We start from the raw sequence: 17539 nt of genomic DNA on the forward strand, positions 1-17539 counted from the left end.
TTTGCGGCCCTTTTTCTTTTATTAATTTACTTCCGATAATTTATACTTATCGGAAGTAAAAATAAATGCTGGTAGCTTCACATATTCCCCCGCTATACATATGCATATAAAGGTATTTAAAATAAGATATTTTTACAGTTTTAAAATTTGGGGGTCAAAAGGGGGCAAAGTATTTAATGGTAACAATTTGGTAATTAATTTAAAATATTATCGTCTTTATCAGAATTTTCTTTTACAAATTGATTAAATTAATTTATTATAATAACAGAAGATGAATAACATCAAAATTAATAAAGTCGCCCTACAATGGAGTGGATGAAAGGGTTAAACAATATGAGTACACGTCAAGTTGGCATTATTGACGAAAAAACTATAAAGCTTTTGGGACTTGATATTGCGCCTGGCACACCTATATTGCTTGGCAACAGCAATATTCTGCACATGAAGGAAAGCCATCCGAAAGCCTTTGAAAAGTATTTTACTCTTATTGAGGATATTTTAAAGGCTCCGGATTATGTTAATCGTAATCCGAAAGATAACTCAATAAAATATATAAAAACCATGGCTGATCATATAGTAATAGGTGTTCGTGTTTCCACTAAGGGCAATGCTTTTGCACGTACTATTTTTACCATCGAGGAATGGAAATTCAAACAATATGCTGATGGAGGATATTTAAAAGAGCATTCAAAAAAGACGTAACCGTAAGGTTACGTCTTTCGTTTCCGAAGCCAAGGCAGGGTGACTATCCTGCATCTCCTAATCAGACCTCGCGATCATCCGGCGACGGCTGCCAGTTCCGTCCTCAGTGGCCTCTCTTGTGTGACTATATTATCATACTTTTTATTATTGTGTCAATTCTACCTTATACTAGTTTAATTTATCTATTAGCTCTTTAGCCTTTTCTGGATTATCCTTTAGCAAATGAGCGAATTGCTTTATAAGTTCCCATTCCTCATCTGAGGCTCTGGTGGAGCGCATTTTTCGCTCAGTTCCATCATGTGCTTTAGGACGACGACCTGCCCCTTCCCTTTTACCACCCCAGTTGGATTCTGACATAATAAATTCCTCCCATTCTATGGTTAATTTATACGAGATTCAGTTCATTACGTATCGCAATTACTCACGCTGTAATGTATACGTATTACTCCCGCCTTGGTTCATCCCATTAAAATATGTAGTATTGTTCATTCCATAGTGAACTGCGTATGTTATACCTCCGCCACCGTCATGAGTTCCTACTACTTGTATTTCACCAGTTGTTGGGACAGTGAAGGAAACTGGCTTATTTTTTATCATGAATGGTTCGCCTAAGGGAGTATCATTAGCCAAAATCTGTACATAATCACCATCTTCCGCTGCGTAGTCCCATACCAAAAGATTAGTTGTTGTCTCTTCGCTGGAATGACTAATTACAATATCTCCCCCAACATAATTGCCATCTTGTTGCAGTAATTTGGTTCCCGGTGCCAATGTGGTAGATATATGACTTTCCAAAGCTTCTTGTGCTGCGGGACTGTTATCTACCTTTGCCTTAGTAGATATGTTGAAAGCATAAAAAAAACCTATCAACAAGACAGCCAAAAATATCCAAGACCCTTTCTTTATTCTCTTGGTATATGGATGTACATACTGCCTATTTTTAGTTTCAGTACCATACTGAATTGATTCACTGTTTTGAGATAAGTTTTCCTGGGTAATTGATTTTTCTGTTGATTCCTTTTTAAAAAAATTCATACCAAGTCACCTTCAGTTAATAATACTGTTCATCATCTTTGTAATAAACTACAGGATGCTTTTTAAGATAAAGGCACATAATATAACGACAAACGATAACCTGAACTATCATCAAGAATACTGTAATCTCATATCGTGGGCTGCCAGTAACTGCAAAGCCCTGCTCTAAAATAAATTCAGCCAATGCAGCGATAAAAAGATTCATCATCAGCATTATAGTAAAAGGGTAAAGCCAAGGAAATTTATAATAACATCTTCTAAAAACTGGTATAAATCCTGTTAACATAACAATGAAGCTCATAGAACCAAAAATCGCAAAACCAGCTGTTATACCTACAAAGCCACTGCTAATCATTCCAGGAATATCATGAAAAATCAGCATAAATAATGCAAATCCAGCGATAAATAGCATGAATATTAAAAAAAGAAACCAAGAATACATAAAAAAATCTTTTAGTCCTTTTCCCATATCACTATACCCCCCGAATATCTTCTTCTGTAATAGTAATCAAGTCTTCCTTGGATAACTTAGATTTACCGCTAAGGCGTAGAGCCTGATTATTTAATGATCGTTCAAATACATTACGCACATGACGGCCGTTACCAAAATGCGTATCCTGTTTTGCGATGACCAGATGCTCCTGCAAAACCTTTTTACCTTTATCATTCAACACATATCCCTGTGCCGAATACATACCATCGGCAATCTGCATAAGCTCATCAACAGTATAATCAGGGAATTCAATAATATTTGGAAAACGAGAATGTAGCCCCACGTTTTTAGTCAGGAAATGTCTCATATCGTCATTGTAGCCAGCCAATATAACTACCAAATTGTCCCGGTTATCATCCATCATTTTGACCAATGTATCAATCGCTTCCTGTCCAAAATCGTTTTGACCGCCCTGAGCAAGTGCATAGGCTTCATCAATAAACAATACGCCTCCTAAGGCACTTTCAATTACTTCCCTTGTTTTTATAGCAGTTTGCCCTACATAACCAGCTACTAATCCAGATCTGTCAGTCTCCACCAGATTATTGGTTTTGATGACATTCATATTATATAAGACATTAGCCACAGTTCTTGCCATCATAGTTTTGCCGGTGCCTGGATTGCCGGTAAAAATCATGTGCATAGTTTGGGTGTTATCTGTCTTTAGACCAACCTTCTTCCGCTCTGCCTGCAGCTTCAAACGGGCATTCAAACTACGAATATATTTTTTTACTGATCCCAAACCAATAACTTTGTCGAGTTCCCTATCCAAATCAAATTCAGGAATATTGGTGAATCCAAAATCCTCTGGCATAAGAAGCTCCATATCATCCCCGGGATTTTTAACAATACGTTGGGATTGATTTAATATGGCCTTTTCAATAAGATTTCGAACTAACCGGCCATTGCCGCTGTCTTTTTTGTCTTTACTTTGGCTCAGCTCGAATTGGTGTCGTAACCCATCCTCACATGCGGCTGAAAGACTATAGCCCTTGGATTTGGTGGCAATTTGGGCAATTTTATACATTTCATCTACTGTATAATCATCAAAGTGCACCACATTAGGAAATCTGGATTTTAATCCGGAATTTGTCTTTAGAAATTCTGACATTTCTTCATCATATCCGGCCAGGATAACCACAAGATTATCACGATTGTCCTCCATGGCTTTCACTAAGGTATCGATTGCTTCCAAACCAAAAACATCACTCTGGTTACGGCACAAAGCGTATGCTTCATCAATAAATAACACACCACCCAAGGCACTTTTTATTACAGTAGATGTTTTTACCGCTGTGTGGCCTACATATTCAGCAACCAAATCAGCCCTTGTTACTTCACAAAGATGCCCGGATGAAAGCACACCTATGGCTTTCAGATACTTGGCCACTATTCTTGCTATAGTGGTTTTGCCGGTGCCGGGATTGCCCGTAAAAATCATGTGCATTGACAGTTCAGACCTTTTCAGGCCTTTGCGCTCACGTAAATGCTGAACCTTGTAATTGTTTTCCAAATTAAGGATATATTCTTTTACCTCGGTCAGCCCTACCACCTGTTCCAACTCGTGACGGGCTTCGTCGATGGCTGCGCTATTGTATTTATTCGTATAATCAATTAATTTAAGGATGGTACCATCACTCAGGGTAACAATATACCCGTCGTTGTAGCTTATTTTGCTTTCAGCAGCATTTGTAATCTTTTTCTGTAATACCATCTCGGTCAAAGGTTCATAGAGCTGCTCATCGATGTGTTCAGATAATGCTTTCACCCCACGATTTACTTTATACTGTGCAATAATTTCATTAATTAATGAATTATCAAAAATAATTGGAATATTTAATTTTTCATTACATTTTAATTTAAAATCAATTAATAATTGTGTACCTAAGGCAATTTTTTGCTCTTGTGAGAATGGTTCCAGAACTATGACATCATCTATTTCTTTAATAATTTTATTGCCTAATGATGATAGTACATTATTTTTATCACAGGTTGATGTAAAAATGAAAAATTTGCCATTAGCAGAAATCTGTGATACAAGACCTTTATCCAATACTCCGGCAGCTTCCATCAGACTACCGTTAAGCATCATATATCGTTTAGAAAGCTTATAATAACCCACTGTAATAAGCTGGTACAATATATCCAATTGTGCAGGTGAAGCTTTGTCTATAGCCTCGAAAGCAACGGATTCTCCTTTGGCATTCAAGGCTTTATATAAATCAGACATAAAAAGGTTGTTTGTTGAATCACCATCATAATCCGAAAAATTCACCAGAGACACTTCTGCTTTTTTAAATACCTTTTTCTTTTTTAAAATATCACTAATACAACGTACGGCAAAAAGCTTCCCACGACTTTCATGCCCAACAATAAGCATCACATTACGAGGCTTATTGTTATCAAAGCCACGAACGTAGGGCCTCTCAAATGCTTTACAAAGAGATGTTATATCTTCTTCTGAACCAATCCATTGTTTTTTTAGTTCATCTCCCAAATAAGCAAAAGTATCATTGGCTGGAGAATTAGTCTTACTTTCCGTTGTAACAGAGTTGTTTTTTGTGGAAAATATGGACGTATTTATAGATACAGGTCTGTCATTATTTGCGGGTGCAGTGGCAAGATTTCCATTGGAATAGCTAGGTGAAGTTGTAGAATAATAATTATTGGCAGGCTTTTCACTCTCAATAAAGCCGTGTTTCTGCAAACATTCTATGATTTGGTATTCCGGGAACCAAAATTTTATAAAATTTTCGATTTTCTCGTTCATGATATGCACCTTTTTAACTGGATTTATGTTTAAATCAAAACGCTATTTCCTTTTCACTACATTATAACATAATAAAAATAAGCTGTGACAATATGGTTACATATATTATCACAGCTTATAACTTCTTATTTAAAATCTACAAATTCGTTTATCTTGGCCCCGCCCTTGGTCATTGGTTCCACAAAGCTGCGATGGAGATTTACCACAATTACATGAGGCTTATCTGCTTCACCTAGACACTTGTTAAAGGCCACAGCGAAATCATCCGGTGTGGATACACTGTAGGAATCAATACCAAAGCTCTTGGCATAGGCTGCGTAATCCATATTATAGTCCAGCTCACAGGCAATGTAGCGTTTGTTGTAGAAAACGGTCTGGAGCTGACGGATCATGCCCAGGCTGGTGTTATTCACGATGATGGAAATAATCGGCAAATTAAGTCTGGCTATGGTGTAATACTCATTACCAGTCATTTTTATACCGCCATCACCAGCTACATGAATCACCCGACGTTTACTGCCACTGGTTACATAAGCCACCTGGGCACCCATGGCAGCCGGCAGGCCATAGCCCATGGTTCCCAAACCACCTGAGGTAAACCAGGTCCGGGGCTCTTCAACCCGTAAATGCAGGGCACACCACATCTGATGCTGGCCCACATCAGTGGCAAAGGCAAATTCCTTGCCCTGGGTTGCTTTTACAATATGATGCAAAGCCCATGGCAATGTAAGACGATTTACATCATAATCGTAGGCAAACTCGTCCTTCCAGGAATGAATTTCCTCCCACCATTCATCCAGCTTTTTCGCTGGCTCCCGCCTCATCAGCATGGCCAGAATGGTCTTCATATCACCGGCCAGTCCAATGGAGCTTGGGATATTTTTATCAATTTCCGCCGGGTCAATATCAATATGGATAAACTTGGTATTGGCTGTGTATTTGTCCACATTGCCCGTCAGTCGGTCCGCAAAACGGCTGCCCAGGGAAATAATCAGATCAGCCCGATATACTGCACTGTTGGCCGCCTTTTTTCCATGCATTCCCGTAAAGCCTAAGGCATTGGGATGTGACATTGGCACACCGCCGATTCCCATAAGGGTAAACACTATAGGCAGATTATAATGCTCCGCAAAGGCAATAACCTCTTTGGTGGCCCCTGCCGAAACTACACCACCGCCTACAATAACTACTGGCCGCTCAGCTTCGCAAATAACCTGGGCCGCCTCAGCAGCACAGATTTTAAAGTCTACATCAGGCTCCCCTGGTTTCTTCGGGATAATTTCCTCCTTGGCAAAAGGTGCCTCGTTTAGCAGAATATCCTTTGGAATATCTACCAATACAGGGCCAGGACGGCCGCTTTTGGCAATTTTAAAAGCCTCCCGCAGGGTTTCTGCCAATACCTTTGGACTCTTAACCTTGAAATTATGCTTGGTAATAGGCATGGTTACACCCATTATATCCGTTTCCTGGAAGGAGTCAGTTCCCAGCAGGCTGGTATCCACCTGACCGGTTATTGCCACTATAGGAATGGAATCCATAAAGGCCGTGGCAATACCAGTTACCAGATTGGTAGCCCCGGGACCGGAGGTGGCTATACACACGCCTACCTTTCCTGTGGCCCGGGCATAGCCGTCCGCCGCATGAGCTGCATTCTGCTCATGGGTTACCAGCACCTGATTTATATTTTTCTCATCATATAGGGCATCATAAAGAGGAAGAATCATTCCTCCCGGATAACCAAACAGGGTGTCTATACCCTGCTCCTTTAATATTTCAACAACTATCTGGGCACCCTTCATGTGAGCATACCTCCATTAGAGATTAGAGGCAGTCAATTACTGCCTGAGTCATAGCAGCCGTGTCAGCCTTCTTGAAGCCGTCATGCCACAAATCTGCTGTCCGCCAGCCAGCAGCCAAAGCCTTGTCCACTGCCTGCTCAATGGCCACTGCAGCTTTTTCTTCCTTAAGAGAATAACGAAGCAGCATAGCCGCTGACAAAATGGTACCAACCGGGTTGGCAATACCCTTGCCGGCAATATCCGGTGCGGAGCCGTGAATTGGCTCATACAGGCTGGTCAGTTCACCAATGGAAGCTGATGGCATCATGCCGATGGAACCACCCAATACAGCTGCCTCATCACTTAAAATATCACCAAACAGATTACCGGTGAGAATTACATCAAACTGGGTTGGTCGTACTGCCAGCTGCATAGCCGTATTATCCACATAGAGATTGTTCAGCTCCACCTCAGGATAATCCTTGGCCACTTCGGCAACTGTACGGCGCCACAGACGGGAGGTAGCCAGTACATTGGCCTTGTCTACGGAAGTCACCTTGCTGCGGCGCAGCTTGGCGGTTTCAAAGGCCAGCTTGGCAATGCGTTGTACCTCAGGAACGGAGTAATTCTCCAAATCCCAGGCTCTTTCAGCTCCGTTATGCTGCTCAGACTCGCATTTATCACCAAAATAAATGCCTCCAACAAGCTCACGGACAATAACAATATCACAGCCCTTGATTCTGTCAGGCTTTAACGGGGAATACTCCACCAGAGAGTCTGCAACCTTAACTGGACGAAGATTGGCGTACAGGCCCAGCCCTTTTCTAAGGCCTAAAATAGCCTTCTCAGGCCGGAGCTGTGGGTCCACATTGTCCCATTTGTCGCCGCCAACAGCGCCAAACAGTACACCATCAGCTGCCTTGCAGGCCTCCAGGGTATCCTCCGGCAACGGTACCCCAAACTTATCATAGGCAGTACCACCAGCGTCCTTATACTCATATTCAAGGTCCAGAGAGAACTTCTCTGCAACCTTCTTTAATACTTCTACGGCGGAATCAGTTATTTCCTTGCCGATTCCATCACCGGGAATAACTACTATCTTTTTCGCCATTATTTCTTCTCCTTAATATAATTAATCAAACCGCCTGCCTTGGCAATTTCCTGCACAAAGCCCGGAAGTGGCTGGGCGTGGAAGGTTTCCCCGGTAGTGAGATTTTCAATAACACCGGTGGATGGGTCCACCTTCAATTTATCCCCATGACTAATTTTCTTAACATCATCACCGATTTCCAGCAGCGGCAAACCGATGTTGATACCGTTTCTGTAGAAAATACGGGCAAAATCCGCGGCAATTACCACAGGAACCCCGGCAGCCTTAATTGCCACCGGCGCGTGCTCACGGGAGGAGCCACAGCCGAAATTCTTGCCCCCCACCATAATGTCACCTTCAACCACATTGGCCGCAAAAGGTGCGTCCTGGTGTTCGTCACTGTCTTCCATACAATGAGCCGCCAAATCCTTGGGATCAAAGGAGTTTAAATACCTTGCGGGAATGATAACATCAGTGTCGATATTGTCACCATACCGCCATACCTTGCCTTCATGTGCCATATTATTCAACCTCCTCTGGAACTGCAATCCGTCCAAGAATAGCGCTGGCAGCAGCTACATAAGGACCGGCCAGATAAACCTCGGAATCTACATGGCCCATACGGCCTCTAAAATTACGGTTAGTGGTAGATACTGCCTTTTCCCCGGCAGTCATGATACCCATGTGGGCCCCAAGACAAGGACCACAGGTTGGAGTGCTGACAGCACAGCCGGCTTCTACAAATATATCCACGAAGCCTGCATGAATGGCGTCCATATATACCTTCTGGGAGCCAGGAATAATAATGCAGCGCACATCAGGATGTACCTTGTGTCCCTTAAAGACCTCTGCTGCCTGCTCAAGATCCTCGAAACGGCCATTGGTACAGGAGCCAATAACCACCTGGTCAATCTTGATTTCGCCAATCTCAGATACAGGGTGGGTATTCTCCGGCAAATGAGGGAATGCCACCACTGGAGTCAGCTCAGACAGATTAATTTCAATAACCTGGTCATACTGGGCGTCAGCATCTGCCTCCACCGGTGTAAAATCATAATCTACACGGCCCTTGACATATTCCTCGGCAACCTTGTCATAAGGGAAAATTCCATTCTTGCCGCCAGCCTCAATGGCCATGTTGGCAATGGTCAAACGGTCTGTCATGGTCAGCTCTGCAACGCCTTCTCCGGCAAACTCCAGTGACTTGTACAGAGCCCCATCCACACCGATTTTTCCGATAAGTGTTAAAATAACATCCTTACCACAGATATTCTTTGGCTTTTTGCCGGTCAGTTCAATCTTGATGGTCTTGGGAACCTTGAACCAGGCTTCACCAGTGGCCATGGCTACACCAAGATCAGTAGAGCCTACACCAGTGGAAAAAGCATTTACGGCGCCGTATGTGCAGGTATGGGAATCCGCTCCAATAATGCACATGCCAGGTGCCACAATGCCCTTCTCCGGCAATATAACATGCTCAATGCCTACCCGGCCCACTTCAAAATAGTTCTTAATTTTGTTTTCCTTGGCGAAATCCCGCACAGTTTTCGCCAGACCAGCCGCCTTAATATCCTTGTTTGGCGTGAAATGGTCAGGCACCAGGGCAATTTTTGTATTATCAAATACCGGACGGCCTATCTTGGCAAATTCCTTTATGGCCGGCGGTGCAGTTACATCATTGGCCAGTACCATGTCCAGCTTACAGGTAATAAGCTGACCCGGTACCACAGATTCCAGTCCTGCATGCTGGGCCAGAATCTTTTCGGTCATGTTCATACCCATTGTTTGTCCCTCCTAAATGCACAGTTCATTTTTCAAAAAACGGCTTACACCAGAATATGGCGTAAGCCGTTCTACATTTAGACTATTCTATATTTGAGGAAGAAAACCTCTTTTAAACTTAATTAGTCTTTGGAAAGGTCAGCTCCATCCTTCAGCCAAGACATCATGCCACGGAGCTTGGCGCCAACCTCTTCAATCTGATGCTCAGCATTCAGACGGCGCATAGCATAGAAGTTAGCCCAGCCGGCAGCACGGTTGTCAGTGAGGAACTTGTTGGCAAAGGTACCATCCTGAATTTCCTTCAGTACCTGCTCCATAGCCTTGCGGCTTGGCTCACCAACTACACGAGGACCGGATACATAATCACCGAACTCAGCAGTATTGGAAATGGACTTGCGCATCTTGGCCATACCGCCCTCATACATGAGGTCAACAATGAGCTTCATCTCGTGGAAGCACTCGAAATAAGCAATCTCTGGCTGATAGCCTGCAGCCACCAGAGTTTCAAAGCCGTTCTTGATAAGGGAGCAAACGCCACCGCAGAGAACAGCCTGCTCACCAAAGAGGTCGGTTTCAGTTTCTTCTCTGAAGGTAGTCTGGATACAGCCGGAACGGGTACCGCCGATACCGCGGGCATAAGCCAGTGCAAGCTCAAATGCATGGCCGGTAGCATCCTGCTCTACAGCGAATACATCCGGAACACCGCCACCCTCAGTGAAGGTACGGCGTACAAGATGGCCAGGACCCTTTGGAGCAACCATGAATACGTCTACATCCTTTGGTGGAATAATCTGCTGGAAATGGATATTAAAACCATGTGCAAAGGCAAGAGCTGCACCAGACTTCAGATTAGGAGCGATTTCATTCTTGTAAACCTCAGCCTGCTTCTCGTCTGGAATCAGAATCATGACAATATCTGCTGCAGCGGTAGCCTCACCAACTGGCAGGACCTTCAGACCCTTGCTCTCAGCAACTGCCTTGGAACGGGAACCTTCATAAAGACCTACAACCACGTTCAGGCCGCTTTCCTTCAGGTTCAGTGCATGAGCATGACCCTGGGAACCATAACCGATAATGGCAACGGTCTTATCCTTAATAACTTCCCAATTAACATCCTGATCATAAAAGATTTTTGCCATAATACTCTCTCTCCTCGCAATATTCTAGTATAGTATGCTCCCCCCGCTCCAGACCGGTAAAGCCAGTCTGAATGACCTCCAAAACCTTGTAGGAGGAAAGAACCCGGTTAAAGGCCTTCACCTTGTCCTCACTTCCAGTGATTTCAAAAATCAATGTGGTGGGCTGCACATCAATGACACGGGCTCCGAAAAGCTCGGCCATTTTTAACACATCCAGCCGGTTGGTGTCATCTGCCTGAACCTTGATAAGGGTCATAATCCTGCATACGGAAGAGCCTTCATTGAGGCGCTTGACCACTTCTACGTCCGGCATCTTGCCCAACTGCTTCAAAACCTGATCAACGATGTTTTCATCACCGCTGACTACTACTGTAATACGGGAAAACTCGCTTTTTTCCGTTTCCCCTACAGTCAGGCTTTCTATGTTAAACTCTCGCCGGGAAAACATGCTGGCTACTCTCACCAACACACCTGGCTGGTTTTTAACCAATACAGATAAAACATGCTTCATAAAATCCTCCAACTAAAAAAGCCCCCATTGCCATAAGGCAACAGGGGCGATGTCTCGCGGTACCACCCTGCATTATACTCAACCTTCATTAACGCTGAACCACGTCAACGCCTCCTCTGCAACTTGTGCAACTCGACGTTGAAGCTCATGGGTGATGTCCAAGCTTTGCTTAATATCGGCTTCCAGCAACCCGACTCTCTGTAAAAAAACTACTACTCTTCGTCCCATTCATTGCCATTCACAAAATATCATGTTGTATCTGCTTACTTTAGTTCAAAACCTCGTAAACATGTGTATATTATTACGCTATTAAACACTTTTGTCAACATATTTTGGCATATTTTTGTAAAATAAATGTAAAATTTGAAAAAAATGTACAGTAGAGTTGCACACAAGTTCATGAAAAATATAGCAATAAAAATGGAGTGCTTACATGAGGAACGTGTTGGATTTATGTGTTGAAGATTATTCAGAAATAAAAAAGATGTGTAGACTATATGAGGACGTATTTTGCATCGGTACTTAGCAAATCCAAGCTGAAAGCGCAGGATGAGCTTAGTATCCGCTATGCAAACTAGTGAGCGCAAGCGTTCCGAATATAGTCTACACATCGTTGAATAAAATATAAAATTTTTAAAATTTACTCTGCTGCAACATCCACGTCATCGCTCATAATTACTTCATCACTATTGTCCACCACACTGTCAGGAGCAACAGTAATAGTAGTATTCTCTATCTTTGCTTCCTCAACATTGATGCCGGTATCTTCAACAGTAATAAATCTGATGCCATCTCTGGAATCCTTTGGAATGTAACCACCATAGCGGATTTTTTTGCTTTCCTCAGTTACTTCCTTGGATTCAGCATTTATAACCTCTGTCGTTTCCTTGATTTCAATAATTACATCAGTAATAATCTTGGAAGGCTCTGTGGTAGGAGCTACAGTTGGCTCGGCTACAGGAGTTGTGGTTGGCTCACTGACTGGAGTCGTAGTAGGCTCACTGACTGGAGCTGTAATTGGCTCAGCTGTTGGAGTCTTAACAGGCTCACTAACTGGAGCAGTACTTGGTTCGACTACAGGAGTCGCAGCAGGTTCACTGGCAGGAATTGTACTTGATCCAGTTGTTGGCACAGAACTGGATCCTCTGGAAGGAACGGTGCTTGTAGTTGGAGTTGGCTCTACCGCCTTAACAGTTAACTCATTATTAAAGATAATATCATAATTGCGAGTATTACTCTTCTTAGGTGTAAATACTGGATTAGTAAAGTCTGTACTATTTTTATCAGTATAAGTACCAACGGCTAATTTTTCATTATCAGCACCACTCTTTACATTATCCAATTTAACATCAAAAGTACCGGAAGTGGTATCACCAGCCACATAGCCTGTAACGCTCACAGCATACTTGCCCTTTTCAGAAGTAGTACCTAATACTCCACCCTTAAGAGGCGCATCACCATAGTTTTTGGTACCTGTAGATTTAACAGTGAGCTTAGCAGGATTTACCGTCATGGTTCCCTTGCTGCCCTTGTTAGTGTCAAAGATAACATTATAGTTTTTCAAGTTATTAAAGGTATTGTCTTTAAAGCCAGCCTTTTCTAAATCATAAGCAACAATATTTCCTTTGCTGTCAGTTATTACATTGGAGTTAGCAGTGATATCACGGTTTTCCTGTTTTTTATCATTATGATAAACATCATCATTAGCTGTTAATGATGTAATATTCATCTTATTGATGGCTACATCAGATGGAAGGGAATCCCAGCTTTTCAGACTACCATCATTCAGTTTATCCTTTTCTGTGGCAGTACCAGTTGCATTGGCGTCATTCTTGCTGGCAGCAGAATAGGTATAGGTCGCAGAAGTACCATTTATACTATCTCCATACTGCTTGGAGCCGTCAATATTGATATACAAATCAGCCTTCTTGACGGTCAGCTTATTGGTAATCTTACCAGTATAATTATGATTTATTTTTTCAGACTCGCTAAACTTAGTATTGGTTACACTAGGATTTGTAAAATGAGCTGATGTATTAGTAGTATCAGTATATACGCCCACTGCAAGCTTATTATCATCCCCAGCATCCCCAGTATAGGCAATATCCTTAAAATCAGCTTCCAATGCAGGATTGTCACCAGCTATATAACCTTCAATTTTGACAGAATAGTTGCCATTTTTGCTGGCTTCTGCCACAGTTTTGCCAACTACACCGCCCTTAAGAGCATCCTGACCATAAATCTTCTCACCTTCAACTACCATATTGATAGTTTTAGGGGTAACAGTTACTTTACCATTACTGCCCTTGGCCATGTCAAAAATAAGGTTATAGTTGTTTTCCAGTGTCTTAAGTACCTTATTGGTATCGTCTACACCAGAGATTTCCGCCTTGGATAATGTATAGGCATCCTCGATAAACTTGCCACTTTCATCATAATGGCCAATAACATCAGTACCAGTAGTAATGGTTTTTTCACCAGTGTCTTTGTTATTATGGGATACAGTCATGTCAGCAGCCAAAGCAGTAACAGTATCTTTATTAAGTGCCTTGGCATTATCTTTGGTAGTCAGGGTTGTTTCCCAGCTCTTCAATTTGCCATTATTCAGCTTATCATCAGCAGTATCAGTGTTTTGACCATGGGCATAATACTTATAGCTGCCCTTGTTAACGGTATCACCATATACCTTGGTGCCAACGATATCAACCAAAAGATCCGCCTTATTTACGGTTAATGTATCTTTAAATTCAACATTATAGTTATAGTTGTTATCCTTACGGTTAAAGGTTGGGTTTGTAAAATCATCTACATTGTCATAAGTGTCGACTCCCAGCTGATTCTTATCGTTCTTGTATATTGCCACGCTACGGTCTATAGCAAATACAGAATCAGCGGTATCGTCACCAATAAAGTCATCGGCACCAAATGTCATTGTGTACTTTCCGGCTTTATCCTCAGCATTGGTTGCAACACCTTCAACAGCATTTTCACCATAAGTCTTTTCACCGGTTAAGGTGGCAGTAACAGTCTTTGGAGTAATAATCATGCGGGCATCGTCATGAGTGTAATAACCATGCTGTGGTGACCACATGGTGGAATTATCATAAGTGTAAACAGAAGAATGGCTGGTATCGGCATTGGCACTACCGGACTTGATTACCCAGTCGCTGGCTTTATAGCCACCCATTACATCCTTAACGAGGCCGTATCTTGGATTGGTGGAGTATACATTCTTGCCATCACCATTATCGAAGAATGCACCGCCATAATAATTAGCAACATCAGTAGTCATAAGATTATGCACTGTACCATCGTATTCATACTGACGATTGATATTAATCCACTTCATGAAGTGGTTCAGCAATGGTGTGGAGGAATTATTATAAATAGTCCAGCCATTGCCGGTATTTTTATTTGCATCCCCAGTCCACTTTGTATCATTGGTATTCTGGGCCTCATGTAATGTTTTAGCTGTAATGCCAGCTACAGCAACGTCATTTCCTATAGCTTTGTCCTGAGCGGCAATTTTAGTTCTGTCATTTTCAGTAGTAACATAAAAACTGTTATTAATAGTACCACCGGTATATTCGCCAGTAAATGCACCAATATTGCTTGATGTTCCATCTGTCTTTACCTGTCCAGCGTTGTATACCTCATTTATGGAACCACCAGACATAGAGCCCACAACACCACCTACGTTTTCTGTACCGGTTACAGTGGCATCTCTATAGGCTAGACGATTGTAGTAAGTACGGGTATTTTCAGGCACAGCTTTTAGCTGTTCTGCTGTAATTATCTCAGTACCATTTTTTAACCACGTTTGCTTAGAGTGATCATATGTGTAGGAGACAATACCAGATTCGTTTTTAACCGTAAAACCATAGTATTCTGCATCATTTGTACTACTTTTAAGTACAGTATTATTGTCTGCATTATAAGCCTTGGCAATTTCACCACCGCTCATATTGCCCACAACACCGCCTACATTGGTGGTTCCGGATACGTTGCCGGCATTATAGGATTCCTCCACCTTGCCACCAGACATGAAGCCGATAATACCACCAACATTGTCACCACCAGTAACCTGGCCATACACAGAGGTACCAGCACCAACAGAAGCTGTATCAACGACAGAGTTTTTACTTAAAGCAGCATCCTCATTGGTATTATAGGACCACTTAACAGTACCAGATGCAAGGTCGCCTACAAGTCCGCCTACATTGTTAGTACCCTGAACCTGGCCGTTGGACTTAGACTCAATAACAGCTTCCTTTTCGATACCTGTAGCATCCTTATTGGTTGAAGCTAAGGAGCCTACTAAACCACCAGCATTTTTGCCAGTGGATTTTATAACACCATAGCCCTCATTTACAGTTTCCTTTATAGTTTCAGTGTCGCTATAAAAGCCATTATTGCTGCTCTTATAGACGTTATATACACTACCTTCTTCAGAACCGCCTTCAGCTACGCCAGAAAGATTACCAGCTAAGCCACCTACATTATCATGTCCGGACACCTGGGCACCGTTATTGGAAAAACGAATGGTACCATCAGCCAAATTGCCTACGATACCGCCTACATTATCATTTCCAGCAACATTATCAGCATTCAGAGTCTTGGTAGTAGCCTTATCATACTCAGTAACCCGCTTGCGGACACTAATGCTGCTGAACTTGCTATGATCAGAAGCACTGCCCGCAATACCACCAACATTATCATGGCCAATAATATTGGAGTCAACTAAATTAACGGACCAGAAAGAAGCCCCCTTGGCAACACCAAACAGACCAATATTATTCTCGTCTGAACGATTAATGGATAAATCAGTAATAGAATAGGTATTGGAACCACCATGGCCTGTAAAGCTGCCATGGAATACATTGTTTGTGGATCCAATAGAATTAAAGCCTTTACCGCCATTCCAATTCTTGGTATCAGCAGCACCAAAGCTGGTACCCTGAGCATATGAACCACCCATATTGGACTTGTTTGAATACTGAATAGCCTCCATCTGATAGAGGTTATTTACCAGCATATTGTAGCTCTGGTTACGGATATCACGAGTTTTGGTTACAGCCTCTTTGGCATCATTACGGCTAAATTCATTAAAGCTCTGGGCCACCTTGGACTTATAAGCTGCAGCTTCTTCAGAATACTTGGTGTAATCCTTCTGAGTGTATGTTTCGGCACCGGTATTGGCCAGCCCCAAGTCAGCAACCTTGGCGCCATTAATATCCTTTTTTACTCCATCCACATCATGCTCAACAAGGTCAGGATTATAATATATACCTACACTGTGTGAAGCTATCTGTGCTGCATCGTCATTATTAAGATATACCTTGGCAGCTTTGTTATCAGCATTTATATCATCTGCATTCTGGTCTGCCCGCAGGGTTATGGAACCTTCACGGGTACTGCTTTCTCCTTCCACAGAGAATTCTTCGGTACCCACTGTCTTGTCACCGGAAAGAGTTGTAGAGGTCACAGCCTGCAAGGAGCCCTTATTCCCTACTATGATATCTCCATCAGCCACCAGCTTAATGACGTTGTTGGCTACTGAAAAGCCGGTAGCAAATTCAATACCATCAAGATTAAGGGCGGAATTATCCACCTGTTCCTTTAATTTCGCCAGCATACCATCAGCACCGGTAAGATAAGAGCCATTGGTGGAAGCATTTATTGAACCATTTATAGTGATATTGTTATTTGTCGCGTTACTCTGGCTGAAATACAGTCTGCCATTGTTATAAAATTCATCGGCATTAATTTCTGCAGTGGAAAGAACCACTCCGGCTGCATTGACAGCAGATCCCTCGTAAAACATAATTCCATTTGGATTTACCAGCAGGAAGGAACCGATTGAATTAATTTGGCCGGCAATTTCAGACATACCACCAGCAGCATTTACCCTGTTCAGGGTCATGGCTGCCACGTTTGGCTTGCCATTAAGAGTTTGAACAAAATTTACGGTAGCATCCTTACCTACGTTAAATGACTCCCAATCAATAATAGCCCGCTTGGAGGTCTGAAATACATTCAAGGTATGACTATCATCTATTTTATCGAATGATACTTCGCCCATTTTTGTACCATCAGCACTCTGCGCTATTTTTCCATCCGTTGGCAAAGCAGTCACATCAGGCACTGCGTACCCGATTCCCATTGGCCCACACAATACGGAAGCAGTGGCAAGGCCAATAAGTATTTTCTTTTTTAAATAATTATTCTTACTCACTTTA

12 protein-coding genes are annotated in these 17539 nt (G+C 42.4%); 1 reads left to right on the plus strand and 11 read right to left on the minus strand.

Going from position 1 to position 17539, the window contains the following annotated elements:
* Positions 1-333 precede the first annotated feature (333 nt).
* Positions 334-702 carry a PBECR2 nuclease fold domain-containing protein gene (locus D081_RS08120; RefSeq protein ID WP_085023696.1) on the plus strand — a complete coding sequence of 123 codons (369 nt, stop codon included), beginning with the start codon at positions 334-336 and terminating at the stop codon, positions 700-702.
* Positions 703-870: 168 nt separating this feature from the next.
* Here the strand turns inward: D081_RS08120 and D081_RS08125 are convergent, their stop codons facing one another.
* The 11 genes from D081_RS08125 to D081_RS08175 form a co-directional block, all read right to left on the minus strand.
* On the minus strand, positions 871-1059 hold the full coding sequence (locus D081_RS08125) for a hypothetical protein (RefSeq protein ID WP_085023697.1): 189 nt from the start codon (positions 1057-1059) through the stop codon (positions 871-873).
* Between the two features lie 60 nt (positions 1060-1119).
* Positions 1120-1737, minus strand: a complete 618-nt coding sequence (locus tag D081_RS08130; RefSeq protein ID WP_085023698.1) for a hypothetical protein — start codon at positions 1735-1737, stop codon at positions 1120-1122.
* 16 nt (positions 1738-1753) lie between these two features.
* Entirely contained in the window at positions 1754-2206 is a 453-nt protein-coding gene (locus D081_RS08135) for a hypothetical protein (protein ID WP_085023699.1), read from the minus strand.
* Between the two features lie 4 nt (positions 2207-2210).
* A complete protein-coding gene (locus D081_RS08140) occupies positions 2211-5000 on the minus strand; it encodes an AAA family ATPase (protein WP_085023700.1) in 2790 nt (929 codons plus the stop codon).
* A 125-nt stretch (positions 5001-5125) separates the two neighbouring features.
* Positions 5126-6799, minus strand: coding sequence for a biosynthetic-type acetolactate synthase large subunit (ilvB, locus tag D081_RS08145; protein ID WP_085023701.1), 1674 nt, complete (start codon positions 6797-6799; stop codon positions 5126-5128).
* A gap of 22 nt (positions 6800-6821) precedes the next feature.
* Positions 6822-7889 carry a 3-isopropylmalate dehydrogenase gene (gene leuB / locus D081_RS08150; protein ID WP_085023702.1) on the minus strand — a complete coding sequence of 356 codons (1068 nt, stop codon included), beginning with the start codon at positions 7887-7889 and terminating at the stop codon, positions 6822-6824.
* Complete coding sequence (locus D081_RS08155) at positions 7889-8389, minus strand: 3-isopropylmalate dehydratase small subunit (protein WP_085023703.1); 501 nt, start codon at positions 8387-8389, stop codon at positions 7889-7891. Before D081_RS08155 ends, leuB begins: the two co-directional genes overlap by 1 nt.
* 1 nt (position 8390) lies before the next feature.
* Entirely contained in the window at positions 8391-9650 is a 1260-nt protein-coding gene (leuC, locus tag D081_RS08160; RefSeq protein WP_085023704.1) for a 3-isopropylmalate dehydratase large subunit, read from the minus strand.
* Positions 9651-9772: 122 nt separating this feature from the next.
* A complete protein-coding gene (ilvC, locus tag D081_RS08165; RefSeq protein ID WP_085023705.1) occupies positions 9773-10789 on the minus strand; it encodes a ketol-acid reductoisomerase in 1017 nt (338 codons plus the stop codon).
* Entirely contained in the window at positions 10770-11300 is a 531-nt protein-coding gene (gene ilvN, locus D081_RS08170; RefSeq protein ID WP_085023778.1) for an acetolactate synthase small subunit, read from the minus strand. The genes ilvC and ilvN overlap by 20 nt, the downstream gene beginning before the upstream one ends.
* Before the next feature lie 640 nt (positions 11301-11940).
* Positions 11941-17535 carry a filamentous hemagglutinin N-terminal domain-containing protein gene (locus tag D081_RS08175; protein WP_085023706.1) on the minus strand — a complete coding sequence of 1865 codons (5595 nt, stop codon included), beginning with the start codon at positions 17533-17535 and terminating at the stop codon, positions 11941-11943.
* Between the last annotated feature and the right edge of the window lie 4 nt (positions 17536-17539).

Source organism: Anaerovibrio sp. JC8, from assembly GCF_002100115.1.
GTDB lineage: Bacteria > Bacillota > Negativicutes > Selenomonadales > Selenomonadaceae > Anaerovibrio.

What these genes read in the sequence shown, in the direction of transcription:
- D081_RS08135 (WP_085023699.1), bottom strand. Translation starts at nt 2,206, where the DNA reads ATGGGAAAAGGACTAAAAGATTTTTTTATGTATTCTTGGTTTCTTTTT.
- D081_RS08120 (WP_085023696.1), top strand. Translation starts at nt 334, where the DNA reads ATGAGTACACGTCAAGTTGGCATTATTGACGAAAAAACTATAAAGCTT.
- ilvB (WP_085023701.1), bottom strand. Translation starts at nt 6,799, where the DNA reads ATGAAGGGTGCCCAGATAGTTGTTGAAATATTAAAGGAGCAGGGTATA.
- ilvC (WP_085023705.1), bottom strand. Translation starts at nt 10,789, where the DNA reads ATGGCAAAAATCTTTTATGATCAGGATGTTAATTGGGAAGTTATTAAG.
- D081_RS08130 (WP_085023698.1), bottom strand. Translation starts at nt 1,737, where the DNA reads ATGAATTTTTTTAAAAAGGAATCAACAGAAAAATCAATTACCCAGGAA.
- D081_RS08125 (WP_085023697.1), bottom strand. Translation starts at nt 1,059, where the DNA reads ATGTCAGAATCCAACTGGGGTGGTAAAAGGGAAGGGGCAGGTCGTCGT.
- D081_RS08155 (WP_085023703.1), bottom strand. Translation starts at nt 8,389, where the DNA reads ATGGCACATGAAGGCAAGGTATGGCGGTATGGTGACAATATCGACACT.
- leuC (WP_085023704.1), bottom strand. Translation starts at nt 9,650, where the DNA reads ATGGGTATGAACATGACCGAAAAGATTCTGGCCCAGCATGCAGGACTG.
- leuB (WP_085023702.1), bottom strand. Translation starts at nt 7,889, where the DNA reads ATGGCGAAAAAGATAGTAGTTATTCCCGGTGATGGAATCGGCAAGGAA.
- D081_RS08140 (WP_085023700.1), bottom strand. Translation starts at nt 5,000, where the DNA reads ATGAACGAGAAAATCGAAAATTTTATAAAATTTTGGTTCCCGGAATAC.
- ilvN (WP_085023778.1), bottom strand. Translation starts at nt 11,300, where the DNA reads ATGAAGCATGTTTTATCTGTATTGGTTAAAAACCAGCCAGGTGTGTTG.